The organism is Panacagrimonas sp., assembly GCF_965216805.1.
Classification (GTDB): domain Bacteria; phylum Pseudomonadota; class Gammaproteobacteria; order Nevskiales; family Nevskiaceae; genus Panacagrimonas.
The window spans coordinates 2,427,559-2,442,685 of sequence record NZ_CBDCGN010000002.1 but is presented as its reverse complement, the minus strand read 5'-3'; the positions used below and the strand labels follow the sequence as shown (position 1 = coordinate 2,442,685).

General features: G+C 66.7%; 17 protein-coding genes. 13 read left to right on the top strand and 4 right to left on the bottom strand.

The window, feature by feature from the left end; translation table 11 throughout:
• Window positions 1–135 precede the first annotated feature (135 nt).
• Window positions 136–939: a hypothetical protein gene (locus ACOOHP_RS11555; protein WP_420466576.1), complete on the bottom strand. Its 804-nt coding sequence runs from the start codon at window positions 937–939 to the stop codon at window positions 136–138.
• A gap of 224 nt (window positions 940–1,163) precedes the next feature.
• Between ACOOHP_RS11555 and ACOOHP_RS11550 the strand changes: the two genes are divergently transcribed.
• Window positions 1,164–2,093: a hypothetical protein gene (locus tag ACOOHP_RS11550; RefSeq protein ID WP_420466575.1), complete on the top strand. Its 930-nt coding sequence runs from the start codon at window positions 1,164–1,166 to the stop codon at window positions 2,091–2,093.
• Here ACOOHP_RS11550 and asd read toward each other — a convergent pair.
• Complete coding sequence (asd, locus tag ACOOHP_RS11545) at window positions 2,064–2,984, bottom strand: archaetidylserine decarboxylase (RefSeq protein WP_420466574.1); 921 nt, start codon at window positions 2,982–2,984, stop codon at window positions 2,064–2,066. The two genes, ACOOHP_RS11550 and asd, sit on opposite strands and share 30 nt — an antisense overlap.
• Complete coding sequence (locus tag ACOOHP_RS11540; protein WP_420466573.1) at window positions 2,984–3,616, bottom strand: SCO family protein; 633 nt, start codon at window positions 3,614–3,616, stop codon at window positions 2,984–2,986. The genes asd and ACOOHP_RS11540 overlap by 1 nt, the downstream gene beginning before the upstream one ends.
• Window positions 3,617–3,687: 71 nt before the next feature.
• Here ACOOHP_RS11540 and prmB point away from each other — a divergent pair, with 71 nt between their 5' ends.
• The 8 genes from prmB to ACOOHP_RS11500 all read left to right on the top strand — a co-directional run bounded on the left by prmB (window position 3,688) and on the right by ACOOHP_RS11500 (window position 10,656).
• Window positions 3,688–4,605 (top strand): 50S ribosomal protein L3 N(5)-glutamine methyltransferase, encoded by a 918-nt coding sequence (prmB, locus tag ACOOHP_RS11535; RefSeq protein ID WP_420466572.1) that lies wholly within the window; start codon window positions 3,688–3,690, stop codon window positions 4,603–4,605.
• Window positions 4,602–5,576, top strand: a complete 975-nt coding sequence (locus ACOOHP_RS11530) for a cation diffusion facilitator family transporter (RefSeq protein ID WP_420466571.1) — start codon at window positions 4,602–4,604, stop codon at window positions 5,574–5,576. Before prmB ends, ACOOHP_RS11530 begins: the two co-directional genes overlap by 4 nt.
• 29 nt (window positions 5,577–5,605) lie before the next feature.
• Window positions 5,606–6,706: a chorismate synthase gene (gene aroC, locus ACOOHP_RS11525; RefSeq protein ID WP_420466570.1), complete on the top strand. Its 1,101-nt coding sequence runs from the start codon at window positions 5,606–5,608 to the stop codon at window positions 6,704–6,706.
• A gap of 32 nt (window positions 6,707–6,738) precedes the next feature.
• On the top strand, window positions 6,739–7,926 hold the full coding sequence (locus ACOOHP_RS11520; protein ID WP_420466569.1) for an MFS transporter: 1,188 nt from the start codon (window positions 6,739–6,741) through the stop codon (window positions 7,924–7,926).
• Between the two features lie 65 nt (window positions 7,927–7,991).
• A complete protein-coding gene (locus ACOOHP_RS11515; RefSeq protein WP_420466568.1) occupies window positions 7,992–8,216 on the top strand; it encodes a hypothetical protein in 225 nt (74 codons plus the stop codon).
• Window positions 8,217–8,286: 70 nt separating this feature from the next.
• The gene (locus ACOOHP_RS11510; protein WP_420466567.1) at window positions 8,287–9,123 is read left to right on the top strand and encodes a hypothetical protein; all 837 of its coding nucleotides are present in this window, start codon (window positions 8,287–8,289) and stop codon (window positions 9,121–9,123) included.
• A 32-nt stretch (window positions 9,124–9,155) separates the two neighbouring features.
• Window positions 9,156–9,974: a crotonase/enoyl-CoA hydratase family protein gene (locus tag ACOOHP_RS11505; RefSeq protein WP_420466566.1), complete on the top strand. Its 819-nt coding sequence runs from the start codon at window positions 9,156–9,158 to the stop codon at window positions 9,972–9,974.
• A 31-nt stretch (window positions 9,975–10,005) separates the two neighbouring features.
• Window positions 10,006–10,656: a glutathione S-transferase family protein gene (locus ACOOHP_RS11500; RefSeq protein WP_420466565.1), complete on the top strand. Its 651-nt coding sequence runs from the start codon at window positions 10,006–10,008 to the stop codon at window positions 10,654–10,656.
• A gap of 39 nt (window positions 10,657–10,695) precedes the next feature.
• Here ACOOHP_RS11500 and ACOOHP_RS11495 read toward each other — a convergent pair whose 3' ends face one another.
• On the bottom strand, window positions 10,696–11,565 hold the full coding sequence (locus tag ACOOHP_RS11495; protein ID WP_420466564.1) for a LysR family transcriptional regulator: 870 nt from the start codon (window positions 11,563–11,565) through the stop codon (window positions 10,696–10,698).
• Between the two features lie 244 nt (window positions 11,566–11,809).
• Here ACOOHP_RS11495 and leuC point away from each other — a divergent pair, with 244 nt between their 5' ends.
• The 4 genes from leuC (at window position 11,810) to leuD (ending at window position 15,066) form a co-directional block, all read left to right on the top strand.
• Window positions 11,810–13,216 carry a 3-isopropylmalate dehydratase large subunit gene (gene leuC, locus ACOOHP_RS11490; RefSeq protein ID WP_420466563.1) on the top strand — a complete coding sequence of 469 codons (1,407 nt, stop codon included), beginning with the start codon at window positions 11,810–11,812 and terminating at the stop codon, window positions 13,214–13,216.
• Between the two features lie 288 nt (window positions 13,217–13,504).
• Complete coding sequence (locus ACOOHP_RS11485; protein WP_420466562.1) at window positions 13,505–13,984, top strand: PaaI family thioesterase; 480 nt, start codon at window positions 13,505–13,507, stop codon at window positions 13,982–13,984.
• A complete protein-coding gene (locus ACOOHP_RS11480; RefSeq protein ID WP_420466561.1) occupies window positions 13,981–14,418 on the top strand; it encodes a PaaI family thioesterase in 438 nt (145 codons plus the stop codon). Before ACOOHP_RS11485 ends, ACOOHP_RS11480 begins: the two co-directional genes overlap by 4 nt.
• Before the next feature lie 12 nt (window positions 14,419–14,430).
• Window positions 14,431–15,066 (top strand): 3-isopropylmalate dehydratase small subunit, encoded by a 636-nt coding sequence (leuD, locus tag ACOOHP_RS11475; protein WP_420466560.1) that lies wholly within the window; start codon window positions 14,431–14,433, stop codon window positions 15,064–15,066.
• The last annotated feature ends 61 nt before the right edge of the window (window positions 15,067–15,127 follow it).

Here is a 15,127-nt window from a genome sequence, read left to right as displayed (position 1 = left end):
GGTCGAATTCAGCGATCACCGTGCGGCCCGAATTCCAGGCTCTATATTCCGGGCACATTTCACTGCGATGACAGCCCGCAGACCTCGGCGCGCCAAGCATCCCTGCCAGAGGGCGCGCAGGTTCCGGATATCGCCTCAAGACGCAGTGGCGGCGGCTTGTGCCGGTGCGTAAGTCGAACCGCTGACGGCGTCGACATCGGCGGTCTCGATGGCGAACGCGCGCTTGAGCGCCAGTTCCGTGATCGACAGCGTCACCTCGATCTCCTTGAGCAGCGCCGCGCGGTACTGCGCGATCACCGACCTGCCGGCCGGCGTCAGCGCCTTGGCTCCGGTCTCGGTCCCTGCAATTCGGGTCTGGCCCAGCACCACCACCGCACGGCGTTTGGACTTCCAGTCCTGGAACAAGGTGTTCCACTGCGCGATGTCCTGCTTTGCCAATTGGTCGCGGTTCCCCATCAGCGGTTGATTCTGCGCCAGCGCGGCGGGGTCTTCGCAAGGCATCGGGCAGGGTTTCATCTGACCCAGTACCGCCCCCAGCCGGCCCGACATCGCCGCGTGCAACCAGCGCGCGCGCTTGCCCAGTGCGGCGTCGGGCGCGGCCTTGCCCGAATATTCCTGCAGGTACTGCGTGTACGCCTGCAGCGCGCCTTGCACCTCCGGAGCCTCTGGCGCGCCCAGGCTTGGTGCAACCGGCTGGACCGGCAGCGGACCGCCGTTGAGTTCGACAATGGCCGCACGCTCGGCGTCCAGCGCTTGGCGAAAGCGGGTGTATTCGGGGGCCACGATCTGCCCGTCTCGAACCCAGCTCAAGGCCGCGGCCACCGTTTGCGGCGGCGCTGGCACACGATCCATCAACTCGGACAGCGAGGCGCTTTGTGCATTGGCCGTCACCAGACCCAGTGCCGCGCTGACGAACGCGGAGTAGCGGAACGCGCCCATGTCATACCCCTGCCTGAGGAAAGTTCAGGCTTTGGGCAGCAAAGGTCGGGCCAGGCCGTCGGTTGCGATTTGAGTTCGGCCTTGTCGGTTGGGAAGGCGCGTCGGGAACGTTTTGTCTGTCGACCCCGCTTCGGGAGGAATGTCCCCACTGCAGGCCGGCCGGCCGGGTCGATATGCTGGCCGCCTTGCCCTGTTTGGGGTCGGTCAACCGGCGCCGTCTTTTCATGTCGCTCAACGTAAACGAAGCTGAATCCGACCACGGCCTTGGCCATGCCACGTCTGCGCCTGCGGCGAGAATGGGTGCGAAGGCTTGCTGCATCTGCCTGGTGGCGCCCGCGCTTGCCGAGCGCCCACCGCTGTGTCGCAGCGCGGCGTGCCGGTACCGCTACGAACGGCTGCATCCCAGTCGGCTATGCGTGCACTGTCTACGTCCGCTGGCGGCGGTCGGATCGGGGGCCGTGAGCCATTGCGACGCGCTCGCGTGTCGACAGGCGGCCGCCCGGCAATTGGTCGCCGAAGTTGGCGTGCGCCGCCGGGAGGAGCTGAACCAATTGCGTGCGAATCTGGGGCGTCGACGCGGGATCGCCACGCCCGATCACTTTCCTGTGGTCGATCTGCCGACGCGCCGGGCGCGCCTGACCCGCTTGCCGCGTCGGCGCCTGGCGCTGTTCCGCGCGCATCTGGAAGCGCTGGCGCCCGTGGCGCTGGCCCTTGCCCGCAGCGGCGGCAGCGAGGTGCAAGCTGCGGGGACAAGTATGGCGTCGTCGCACCGAACCGCCGATGACATCGCTGCAAGCGGCTGCGCGAATTGCCGCGGCTACTGTTGCGCCACTGGCGCACGTACCCATGCCTGGCTACGCGCGGAAACCCTGGCCGGTTTTGCGCACAAGGACCTGACGATGACGGCGCCGGCGCTGGTCGAGCACTACCTGTCCTTTGTCGGCGAACGGATCTCGCGCAACTCGTGTGTTTATCACGGGCCGCGCGGCTGCACGCTGCCGCGCGAGATGCGCGCCGACATCTGCAACGAGTACTTCTGTCCGCCGCTGATCGAGCTGCGGGCGCAGACCACGGCTGACGCCCCGGCGCGCGCGTTCCTGGTCACCCGCGAGGCGGATGGGTCCTCACGCGGGCAGTTCGTCAGCCTCCGCTGAGCCCGACGATGCCGGTGCCAGCGTGGCCAGGCGCTGGCCCATGCGAACCGTGCTGCCCGCCCTCAGTCCGTCCTGCCAGCGCAGGACGCCCGCAGGGGTGAGCAGAATCACCGTAGAGCCCATGTTGAAGCGGCCCATCTCTTCGCCGCGACCGATCGCCATCGGCGGCGAGCTGCGGGTGTGCATGAGGCCGCTGCGTCGATGCGGCGGGCTGATGCGACCGGCCCACACGGTCTGCATGGAACCGACGTTGAGTGCACCCACCATCACCAGCGCCAAGGGGCCGAAATCGGTTTCGAACAGGCACACCACGCGTTCGTTACGGGCGAACAGCCTGGGCATGGCGCGCGCGGTGGCCGGGTTGACGCTGAACAGGCGCCCCGGCACGTACAGCCATTCTTCAAGCTGGCCGGACACCGGCATGTGAATGCGATGGTAGTTGTAAGGCGCCAAGTAAATCGTACAAAAGCTGCCGCCCTCGAACGGTTTGGCCAGCGCCGTCTGGCCGAGCAGTTCGGCGGCGGTGTAGTGATGCGCCTTGGCCTGAAAGATACGCTCGCCGTCGATGGCGCCAAGCTGGCTGACCGTACCGTCCACCGGCGACAGGAAGCTATGCGGATCGGGGTCCAGCGGCCGCGCACCGGGTTTGAGGGCGCGGGTGAAGAAGGCGTTGAAGTGCCGGTAGTCTTCGGGCTGTTCGTGCTCGGCCTCGTCCAGCGAGATGTCGAAGGCCTTCATGAACCAGCGGATGAAGGCATTCTTGAAGCCGGGCGCGCGCACTCGGGTGAGGCCGAACACCAGCCAGGAAATGAAGCGCGTCGGCAGGCACAGTTGCAGCAGGGCAAACAGCCGATCACCGACGCTCGCGCCGGGACCTGTCGAGGCAGGCATTACGAGGCGTCCGGCAGAATCTTGCCGAGATCGGCGAGCAGCGCATCCACCTTCAGCGGCTGGGTGAAATAACCCGCCACCTGGCCCTGCGGGTTGACCAGGATCAGCGCCGAGGAATGATCGATGGTGTAGGTCTCGGCGGTGCTGCCCGGGGCCTTCATGTAGACGAAGCCCATGCTGGCGCCGAGTCGGTCCAGCTCGTCGGTCGGGCCGGTTGCGGCGATGAATTCAGGGTCGAAGTAGCTCACGTAACGCGCCAGCGTTTCCGGGTTGTCGCGTTCGGGGTCCACCGACAGCAGCAGGACCTGCATCGCCTTGTTCTGATCGCGCAGCGCCGCGTTGACGGTCTTGAGCTGGCCCAAGGTGGCCGGACAGATATCCGGGCAATGGGTGAAGCCCACGAACACCACGGTCCAGTGATCGATGAATGCCGCCTTCGTGAATGGCTGTCCGTCCGCGCCGGTGAGGTTGAATTCGGGGATCGGTCGCGGCTGCGGCAACAAGGTGCCGGCGGCCATATCCACGCGGTCGGGAGCGTCGGGTTCGAACACCAGCGAGGCCACCACCAGACCGGCGATGGCGGCGCCGGCTGCGACGAGACCGAGGGTTAAGGCTTTGACGGGACTGGACATGAGCGGATTCGCTGGCTTCGGGTAGGCCCGGCAACAGGCATAATTTCGGGCCGCAAGTATCCCACACGCCCATGCCGTCCTCTGCCGAACTTCCCGCTGAGCTTGCCCGTCTGGTCACCGTGCGCGACTGGATCCGCTGGGGTGCCAGCCAGTTCCAGGCGGCCGGGCTGGTCTATGGCCACGGCACCGACAATGCGATGGACGAGGCTTTTCATCTGGTGCTGCACGCGCTGCATCTGCCCTACGAGCTGCCGGCGCTGTACCTGGAGGCGCACCTGGACGACAACGAGCGCGCCGAGGTGCATGCGCTTTTGCGCCAGCGCATCGACACCCGCCAGCCGGCGGCTTATCTGATCGGCGAGATGCAGTTCTGCGGGGTGGCCTTTCACGTCGATTCGCGCGTGTTGATTCCGCGTTCGCCGATAGCCGAACTGATCGAGCGCGGCTTTGCGCCCTGGCTGGAAGCGCCACCGGCGCAGGTGCTGGACCTGTGCGCGGGTTCCGGCTGCATCGGCATCGCCTGCGCATTGCATTTCGACTGCGAGGTCGATCTGGGCGAGATCGACGCCGGTGCGCTGGAAGTGTGCGAGCGCAACATCCTGCGGCATGGGGTGCAGGATCGGGTGCGTGCGGTGCAAAGCGATCTGTTCGGAGCGCTGCGCGATCGCCGCTACGACCTGATCGTCAGCAACCCACCCTACGTGGCCACCGCCGAATGGCAGGCCCTGGCGCCTGAATACCAGAGCGAACCGCGTCTGGCATTGGACGCCGGGGTGGATGGCATGGACCTGGTGGCGCGCATCCTGCGCGCGGCGCCGGACCATCTGCATCCGCAGGGCGCATTGATCTGCGAGGTCGGCGGCAGCCAGGAGGCCTTCGAAGCGCGCTGGCCGCGACTGCCGGTCATCTGGATCGAGTTCGAGCGCGGTGGCGATGGGGTGTTCTTCATCGGCCGCCAGGCGCTGCTAGCCGCGCGGGACAGTCTGTGAGCGGCACGCATGAGCACGCACAGGCTGAGCGCGACGACGGCCACGGACACGCGCACGGGCCCGCTCACGATCATCACCATGATCATCGCGATCAGGGTGCCGGGCGGCTGAAGCTGGCGCTGCTCATCACCTTCAGCATCATGCTGGTGGAAGCCGTCGGCGGCTGGTGGACCGGGTCGCTGGCGCTGCTGGCCGATGCCGGTCACATGCTTGCGGATGCCGGCAGCCTGTTGCTGGCGGTACTGGCGCTGGCCCAGGCGGCCAAGCCGGCGGACGCGGCGCACAGCTACGGCCATGGCCGCTTCACCGTGCTGGCCGCGTTCGTCAATGGCCTGGCCCTGCTGGCGGTGAGCGCCTGGATTGCGATCGAGGGCATCACGCGGCTGATCCAACCGCAGCCGGTGCAGGGCCTGACCATGGCCGCCATCGCGCTGATCGGGCTGTTGGCGAACCTGGCGGCGTTTGCGCTGCTGCATGGCGGGCATGCGCATGACCTGAATCGCCGCGGCGCCGCGGCGCACGTGCTGTCCGATCTGCTGGGTTCGGTGGCGGCGCTCGCTGCCGGGGTGATCATCGCCACTACCGGCTGGCTGCGTGCCGATCCACTGCTGTCGATGATCGCCGCCGCGCTGATCGTGCGCACCGGGGTTCGCGTGGTGCGCGAATCCGCCCATGTGCTGCTGGAAGGCGCGCCGGCCGGCGTCGATGTCGCGGCGGTGTCGACGCAGCTGCCGCAGGCGATCGCCGGGGTGAACAGCGTGCACCACGTCCACGCCTGGTCGCTGACGCCGGGCGACAACCTGATGACCCTGCACGCGGTGCTGGTCCCGGGCGCCGACGCCGATCTCACCCTGACCCAGATCCAGGACTGGCTGCGCCGCACCTATCGAGTGGGACACGCCACCGTGCAGGTGGAACGATCCGACTGCGAGGACGGCGCGGGATGCGCGCCGGCGGATGGGCGACAATAGCGGCCAAGTTCAGCGCATCTCACCTCTCCATGTCCGGCAACACCTTCGGCCGTCTGTTCTGCGTCACCAGCTTCGGCGAGTCCCACGGCGCGGCCATCGGCTGCGTGGTGGACGGCTGCCCGCCGGGGCTCGAGCTGAGCGAAGCCGACCTGCAGCCCGACCTCGACCGGCGCAAACCCGGTAAGTCGAAGTACGTCACCCAGCGCAAGGAAGCCGACCTGGTGCGCATTCTGTCCGGGGTCTACCAGGGCCGCACCACCGGCACGCCGATTGCGCTGCTGATCGAGAACACCGACCAGCGCTCCTACGACTACGACAAGATCAAGCAGACCTTTCGCCCCAACCACGCCGACTACGCCTATGTCCAGAAGTACGGCGCGCGTGATCCGCGTGGCGGCGGGCGCAGCTCGGCACGCGAAACCGCGGTGCGCGTGGCCGCCGCCGGCATCGCCAAAAAGTGGCTGCGCGAAAAATTCGGCGTGCAGATTCGCGGCTACGTGGCGCAGATCGGGCCGCTGGAGTTGGCGCTGCAGGACTGGGACGCCGTGGAACTGAACCCCTTCTTCTGCGCCGATCCCGCGCGCGTGCCCGAGCTGGAGACGCTGATCGACACCTTGCGTTCGGAAGGCGACTCGGTCGGCGCACGGGTCAGTGTGGTGGCCAGCGGCGTGCTCCCCGGCTGGGGCGAGCCGGTGTTCGACCGCCTGGACGCTGATCTTGCGCATGCGCTGATGGGAATCAACGCGGTCAAGGGCGTCGAGATCGGCGACGGCATGCGCGCGGCGGGCATGCGCGGCACCGAGCATCGCGACCAGATGAGCCCGCAAGGGTTTTTGTCCAATCACTCGGGCGGTGTTTCCGGCGGCATCAGCACCGGCCAGGACCTGCTGTGCAGCATCGCGATCAAGCCGACTTCCAGCATCACCACGCCGGGCCAGTCCATCGACGAATCCGGCGCCGCAGTGGAGATGCGCACCACCGGCCGTCACGATCCCTGTGTCGGTATCCGCGCCGTACCTATCGCCGAGGCAATGGTCGCACTGGTGCTGATGGACCACGCCTTGCGCCATCGCGCGCAGAACGCCGACGTGGTGTCGCTGGTGCCACGAATTCCATCGCAGGCACCGTGAGGAACGATCCCCTCCCGCAGCAGGGAAGGGGATTGTCCACAGAACCGAACAATCCCCACTTGCTGCACGGCCGGCTCGCCGGCTTCTACTTCCTCTACTACGTAGCGGTGGGCGCGTGGGTGCCGTACTGGCCGCTGTACCTGCACAGCCTGGGCTACACGCCGGCACAGATCGGCATCGCCTTGGCTGCAACGGCACTGGTGCGGGTGGTGGTGCCGGTGGGCTGGGGCTGGATCATGGATCGCAGCGGCCGCCGCATGCCGTGGATCGCCGGCAGCATGGCGGTGTCGGCGGTGCTGTTCGCGCTGGTGCCGTTTGCGCCGAATTTTGGTGCCCTGGTGACGATGCACGTGGCCTACGCGGTGTTCTGGAATGTGGCGCTGCCGGCCTTTGACGTGGTGACGCTCAACCACCTTGCGCGCACCGGCGAGGACTACGCGCGCATCCGGCTGTGGGGCAGCGTCGGCTTCATCCTGTCGGTGGCGGCCCTGGGCCCGATCCTGGACGTCACCGGTGTCGGGCCGGTGCCCTGGATCGTGGTGGCCGGCATGCTGGGCATGGTGTGGCTGGCGCTCTACGTGCCGGATGTTCACGATCAGCGACCCCATGACTTCGCGCTCGGGGGATTTCTCAAGCGCGCACGGCAGCCCGCAATCCTGGCGCTACTGGGCGCGTGTTTCCTGTCGCAGTTGTCGTTTGCGCCGTTCTACAGTTTCTTTTCGCTGTACCTGGAGCAGAACAGCCATTCGCGCACCGCGATCGGCGCGCTATGGGCGCTGGGGGTGGTGGCAGAGGTGATCGTGTTCCTCTACACCGGGCGCCTCATTCGTCGCTTTGGCGCGCGGCCGGTCCTGATCGCGACCCTGCTCAGCACTGCGCTGCGCTGGTGGCTGTTGGCATTGTTCGTCGACGTGCCGGCACTGCTGGTGGTCAGCCAGCTGCTGCATTTTGCGAGTTTTGCGGTCTATCACGCGGTAACCGTGCACTACGTCCACGAGCTGTTTCCGGGCCGATTGCAGGGTCGCGGGCAGGCCTTGCTGGCGGCGGTGAGCTTCGGCCTCGGCGGCGCGCTCGGCGCTGCATTCAGCGGTTCGATCTGGGAGTCGCTGGGTCCGCAATGGGTATATCTGGGCGCCACGGCGGTGGCGCTGTTGGGGGCATGGCTGGCTCGCAGCGCGCCGTCGCTGCAGGCGCGGCCGCCTGCGGAGTTACGCGCCTAGGCCGGCGCGCAAGCCGACGAGGTCCGATACCCTTGAGCCCTCAGGCACCCGAAGGAGCGCCGCAAATGAACAAGCAGAATCCAGTGGACGATCTGCGCCGCGAACTGGGATCGGCAGCCAGGCTGCCGGATCTGTCCTCGGTGCCTGCAACCGCGCTGCACGACTTCGTCGATTGCCTGCGCAAGGCCAAGCGCGATCAGCGCCAGTTGCTGGCCAACTCCGCCGAACATTCGCTGCGGCTGGTACCGGCACTGCTGCGGCCGGTGGTGCGCAAGGTCCTGTTCGGTTGATGGCGGGCGGCGCGAAACCGGCGTCCTGTCGAGTCCGGCGGGTGCCCGTCAACCTGGGAAGTCGGAGCTCATGAACGATCTCAAACTGCAAGCCGAGCACCTGAAGCTCGCCCGTCTCCTGGGCTGCAAGGAAAGCCAGATCGCCGCTCTGAAGATCCGGGATGTGGATGCGTTGCGACAACTGCGCGCGGCCTGCACCTCGACCTTGTTCGACGGCGACCGTGCCAGCCTGCAGAAAGTGGTGGCTGCCGCACGCCTGATGCCGGCGCCGCTCAATGCATTGATCGCCGAGAAGGCCATGGGCCCGGTGCTCGGCAGCCGCGTCGCGGGAATGTTGCCGCCGCAACTGGCGGTGGACATTGCCAAGCGCGCGCCGCTGGCGTTGAACGTGGAAGTGACCCTGCTGATCGATCCGCGCAGCGCGGTGCCGATGCTCAGGCTGATGCCGGTGGAACTGGTGGTGGCGGTGACGCGCGAAGTGGTGAAGCGCCGCGAGTACATTGCCATGGCCCGCTTCGTCGACACGCTGACCAACGAACAGATCCGTGCCTGCATGCAGGTGCTGGACGACGAGGCGATGCTGCGCATCGGGTTCTTCGTGGAGTCTCCACAACGGCTGGAGGAAGTGGTCGGCCTGATGAACGACGAGCGTCTGCAGAAGGTGATGGCGGTGGGCGCCAAGCCGGAGCTGGACCTGGGCGCGGCGGTACTGATGCTGCTGTCCGGCGTCGGCGACAAACTGCGCACGCGCCTGGCCGAGGCGGCGTTGTCGCATCCGGATGCCAAGGTCGGCGACAGCCTGATCGCGGTCGCACGTCAGCACGGTATGGTCGAACTGCTGGCGCCTTTGGGCGCGGCGATGAAGCCGGCGCCGGCGCAGCGGCTGCGCGATCTGCTGGCCTGCTGACCTCATACGCGACGATGCATCAAGGAGCTGCCATGAACCGGTTTCACGATCGCGTCGACGTCCAGGTGCACGATGATGTCGCCCACGTGCGGCTGTCGCGCCCGCAGCAGCACAACGGCATGGATTTCGACATGCTGGCGGGTGTCATCGCCGCCTGCCGCAGCCTGCGCAAACAACGCGGGGTGCGCGCCGCAATCCTTTACGGCGAAGGGCCCTCGTTCTGCGCGGGGCTGGATTTCAAGACGGTGATGGCCAAGCCGGCACAGGCCGCCGCCGGCTACGCCAAGCTGTGGAAGCCGACGCGCAACGATTTCCAGGCCTGGAGCATGGCCTGGCGCGAATTGCCGTTCCCGGTGATCGCGGCTGTCCATGGCAACTGCTTCGGTGCCGGCATCCAGCTGGCTCTGGGCGCGGACATCCGCATCGCGACGCCGGACGCCAAGCTATCGGTGATGGAGTCCAAGTGGGGCCTGATCCCGGACATGGGAGGTGCGGCGCTGCTGCGCGAACTGCTGCCCATCGACGTGGCCAAGGAGCTGGTGTTCAGCGGGCGGATCGTTCGCGGCCAGGAGGCCAAGGAACTCGGCCTGGTCACGCACGTCGATGACAATCCCCTGGCCGCAGCGGAAAAACTTGCCGCCGAGTTCGCAACTCGGTCGCCCGACGCCGTCGCTGCCGGCAAACGTCTGCTGCAACAGGCCTGGCACGTCAACGAATCCGATGCGCTGGGTTTCGAACGCCTCTGGCAGCGCCGGCTGATGGGGCGCGCCAACCAGCGCATCGCAGTGCGCAATAACATGAGCCGCGAGGCGATGAAGAATCCCAGACCGTTCAAACCCCGCGCGGTATGAATCCGCTGCGGCCTCTCACGGAGCACCATTCATGAAGCCATATCACCTGTATCACTCCCCAGGAGCCTGCTCGCTGGCCCCGCACATCGTTCTCGAAGAGCTGGGCGTGGCCTATGAGCCGATTCGAGTGCTGGTCAACGAAGGTGAAAACCGCAAGCCGGAATACCTTGCGGTCAATCCGCGCGGACGCGTGCCGGCCCTGGTCATCGACGACGAACATGGACAGCGCATCCTCACCGAGGCGCTGGCTATCATGGTGTACCTGACCCGACGTCATCCGCAGCCGTCGCTGCTGCCCACCGAGCCCGAGGGCCATGCGCGCGCGCTGGAATGGATGAGCTGGCTGGCGTCGATCATGCACCAGGGTGGTGTGCGTACGGTGTTTCGCCCCGAGCGCTTCACCACCGATCCGGCCGGAGCACCGGCCATCGCCGAGCAGGGCCGCATCAACCTGCGTCCCGGCTATGACGACATCGAAGCCCGCCTGAGCGGCCGCACCTGGGCGCTGGGCGATGCGTTCAGTGCCATCGACGCCTACCTGCTGGTGTTCTACCGCTGGGGCAACCGCTGCGGCCTGCGCATGCGCGAGACCTGCCCGGAGTACAGCCGGGTGATGGATGCGGTGCGGGCCCGGCCGGCGGTGCAGCGGGTGGTGGCGCGCGAGGGAATTCATTTCGAGTGAGGGGCCGGAGGATCGGGGCCGATCAAGAGTTTTTATTTATCAATGGGTTTCGGATAGAAGTTCAAGTAGGACCCGGGCCGGCCCCGACACCGCCCGGCCGGTGTGGCGCACCCAGCCCAGATCGCGATGCGGCTTGAAGCCTTGTACGTTAAGACGGCACAGGCTGTCGTCGATCATCGACTCGGGCAACACGCTCCAGCCCAGGCCGATGGCGGCCAGCATCTTCAGGGTTTCAAGATAATTGGTGGCCAGGCGCACGCGCGGTGCGACGCCGCGCGCCTGCAGCTCGGCGCGGATGATCCGGTGGGTGTAGGTGTCCTCGTCCGGCAGCACCGCGGGATGGCGGGCAAGGTCTTCCAGCCGGACCCGCCGCTGCCCCGCCAGCGGATGCGTGGGGGCGGTGACCACTGCCAGCGGATCGGGCCACACCACGCCGCTGTCGAGATGAATCAGAGGTTGCAAGGGCAGGGTGACGATACCCATCTCCAGCCTGCCCGCCAGGACCGCCTCGCAGGCATCCTCCGAATCCATGAAATGCAGGTCGAGGTCCACGTCGGGAAATTGGTGGACGTAGCGCTTGAGCACCGGTGGCAGTCGATGCAGACCAATGTGATGGCTGGTGCCGATGGACAGCCGTCCACTGACCTGCCCCGACAGTTGCGACAGCGCGCGACGTCCGTCCTCTACGGTTTGCAGCGCGCGGCGGGCATAGGGCAGCAGGGCGGCGCCGGCATCGGTCAGCAGCACGCTGCGACCGACACGGTCGAACAGCCGGTGTCCGATCTGCTCCTCCAGAGCCTTGAGCCGCTTGCTGATCGCCGGTTGCGACAGGTGCAGGCGCTCTGCCGCGCGGGTGAACGAGGCACTGTCGGCAACCTCAATGAAAGCGGCCAGGGCTTGGGTATCCATCGGTTGTCGTATTCCAGACGAGCATGAAGTATATAAAAACGATTCATTGGAGTTATCGTTTTGAGAGCACGATAATGCGCGCTCAGGATCAGCACTCGCGCGTCGGCACAAACACGCGCAGAGGCGCAGGAAAAGGCAAAGAAAGGTTTTGAGTCGTTCACCTTCCTGGCTTTGCACCTTGCGTCTTTGCGTCTGATCATGCTTTTGCGAGATTCGTGAAAAGCTTCTACCGGATACCCAAGCCATGACCGCCAAAACCTTGTACGACAAGCTCTGGGACGCACACCTCGTCCGCGACGGCGGGGACGGATCGGCGCTGATCTACATCGACCGACATCTGGTGCACGAGGTGACCAGCCCGCAGGCCTTCGAGGGTCTGCGCCTGGCCGGCCGCAAGCCTTGGAAGCGGTCTGCCAACCTCGCGGTGGCGGACCACAACGTGCCGACCACCGACCGCTCGATGGGCATCGCGGATCCGATTTCGCGCACCCAGGTCGATGCGCTCGACGCCAACTGCGCGGAGTTCGGCATCACCGAGTTCCGCATGAACGATCTGCGCCAGGGCATCGTGCACGTCATCGGACCCGAGCAGGGCGCCACCCTGCCGGGGATGACCGTGGTCTGCGGCGATTCGCACACCTCCACCCACGGCGCCTTCGGTGCGCTGGCCTTCGGTATCGGCACTTCCGAGGTCGAGCACGTACTTGCCACCCAGTGTCTGGTGCAGAAGAAGTCGAAAAACATGCGGGTGCGGGTGCGGGGTCAGGTCGGGCCCGGCGTCACCGCCAAGGACATCGTGCTCGCCATCATCGGCCGCATCGGCACCGCCGGCGGTACCGGGTTTGCGTTGGAGTTTGCGGGCGAGGCCATTCAGGACCTGTCGATGGAAGGGCGCATGACGGTGTGCAACATGGCCATCGAGGCGGGCGCGCGGGCCGGGCTGATCGCGGTGGACGAGACCACCATCGCCTATGTCCGCAATCGCCCGTATTCACCGCAGGGTGCGCAGTGGGATCGGGCGGTGGCCTGGTGGCGGACCCTGCGCTCCGACGAAGAAGCGCAGTTCGAGCGCGAGGTGGCGATCGAGGCCGGCCAGATCGAACCGCAGGTGACCTGGGGCACCTCGCCGGAAATGGTGGTGCCGGTGGGCGGTCGTGTGCCGGATCCGGCCGCGGTGACCGACACGGTCAAGCGTAGCGGCCTGCAGAAGGCGCTGGCTTACATGGGGCTGGCGGCCAACACGCCGATCTGCGAGATCCACATCGACAAGGTGTTCATCGGCTCCTGCACCAATTCGCGTATCGAGGATTTGCGTGCCGCCGCCGCGGTGGTCAGGGGCCGCCGCAAGGCCGCCAACGTCAAGCTCGCCATGGTGGTGCCCGGCTCCGGACTGGTGAAGGCCCAGGCCGAATCCGAGGGCCTGGATCGGGTGTTCGTCGAGGCCGGCTTCGAATGGCGTGAACCAGGCTGCTCGATGTGCCTGGCGATGAATGCCGACCGCCTCGAACCGGGCGAGCGCTGCGCGTCCACGTCGAACCGCAATTTCGAAGGTCGGCAAGGGCAGGGCGGGCGTACGCATCTGGTTTCTCCGGCGATGGCCGCCGCCGCAGGAGTCGCCGGTCACTTCGTGGATGTTCGGGGATGGTCGTGATGACGGGCTCAGCCCGGTGTCGCCGGAGTACTGCCCCCGGCCCGGTCGCTGGCGACCGGGCGTTCGCCGGGCATGGACTGCCACCGGCAGTCCATGAACCCCCGGCTCACCCGGCGATGGCCGCCGCCGCAGGAGTCGCCGGTCACTTCGTGGATGTTCGGGGATGGTCGTGATGACGGGCTCAGCCCGGTGTCGCCGGAGCACTGCTCCGGCCCGGTCGCTGGCGACCGGGCGTTCGCCGGGCATGGACTGCCACCGGCAATTCGGTGACGTGGGGTCCGTCGCGCCATGAACCTGCTCAACCAGGCGCCGCCGGAGCAGCGCCAGAAATACTTCGTGGGTATCGTGCCGCACAGCCACGCGCTGGGCTTCCGCTACGTGGACCACACGCCGGGTCGCGTGGTATTCGATCTGCCATATCGCGAGGATCTGGTCGGCGATCCGGTCGCCGGCACGATCCATGGCGGCGTGATCACCACGATGGTGGATGCCGTCTGCGGTCAGGCCGTGCTGACCGCACTGCGCGAGGTGCGACGCATCGCGACGCTGGATCTGCGCATCGACTACCTGCGCCCGGCCCGGGCCGGCGCCACGGTGCGCTGCGTGGCCGAGTGCTATCGGGTGACCCGGCAGGTTGCCTTCACGCGCGCGGTCGCGCACGACGGTGACGAGGCCGATCCGCTGGCGACCAGTGCCGGCACCTTCATGGTGTTCGACGACACCCAGTCTTCGCACGCCGCCGCCGGTCTGCTGGATCCCAAGCCATGAACGTGCCGGAAGGGTTCCGCATGCCGCGAGGGGTCGGCGAGGTGGACGCGCTGCTGCACGCGATTCCGTATGCGCGCCTGCTCGGGCTGAGCAGCGCGCGCGAGGGCGAGGACGTGATCCTGTGCATGCCCTACCGCGACGAGTTGGTCGGCAACGCGCGGCTGCGTGCCATCCACGGCGGTGCGATCGGCGCGCTGCTGGAGTTCGCCGCGATCGCGCAGCTGATGTGTGTGGCGGAGCTGGCGGCGTTTCCGAAGATCGTGACCATCACCGCGGAGTACCTGCGCACCGCGCAGCCGGATCAGACCACGTTCGCGCGTGCCAGCGTCACGCGTCACGGTCGCCGCGTGGCCAACGTGCGTGCGCTGGCCTGGCAAGCCGACCCGGCCAAGCCCATCGCCGCGGCGAGCACCCATTTTCTGCTGTCCGTTTGAAAGGTAGCTGCCATGAGACCGTTCACCCAGATCACCGCGAAGGTCGTACCGCTGGATCGTCCCAACGTGGATACCGACGCCATCATTCCCAAGCAGTACCTGAAGTCGATCAAGCGCAGCGGCTTCGGTCCGTTCGCCTTCGACGACTGGCGTTATCTGGATCCGGGCGATCTGGACATCGACCCCGCCACGCGCCGGCCGAATCCCGACTTCGTGCTCAACCAGCCTCGCTACGCCGGGGCAGAGATCCTGCTGGCGCGGGAGAATTTCGGTTGCGGTTCTTCGCGCGAGCACGCGGTATGGGCGCTGGACCAGGCGGGCTTTCGAGCCGTGATCGCACCGAGCTTTGCCGACATCTTCTTCAACAACAGCTTCAAGTCCGGCTTTCTGCCGGTGATCCTGCCCGAGGCGGTGGTAGACCAGTTGTTTCAGGAATGCGTGGCGACCGAAGGCTATCGCCTGACCGTCGATCTGCCGGCGCAGACCGTGGTGACGCAGGACGGTGCCAGCTTTGCGTTCGACGTAGATGAGTTTCGCAAGCACTGCCTGGTCAACGGTCTCGACGACATCGGCCTGACCCTGCAGCAGGCCGACGCGATCCGCGCATACGAAGCCCGACGCCGCGTCGAAGCGCCCTGGTTGTTCTGAAAACAGCCGGGAATCGACAATGGGGAATCGGGAATTAAAAAAAACTCGCCCGCCTTCGCTT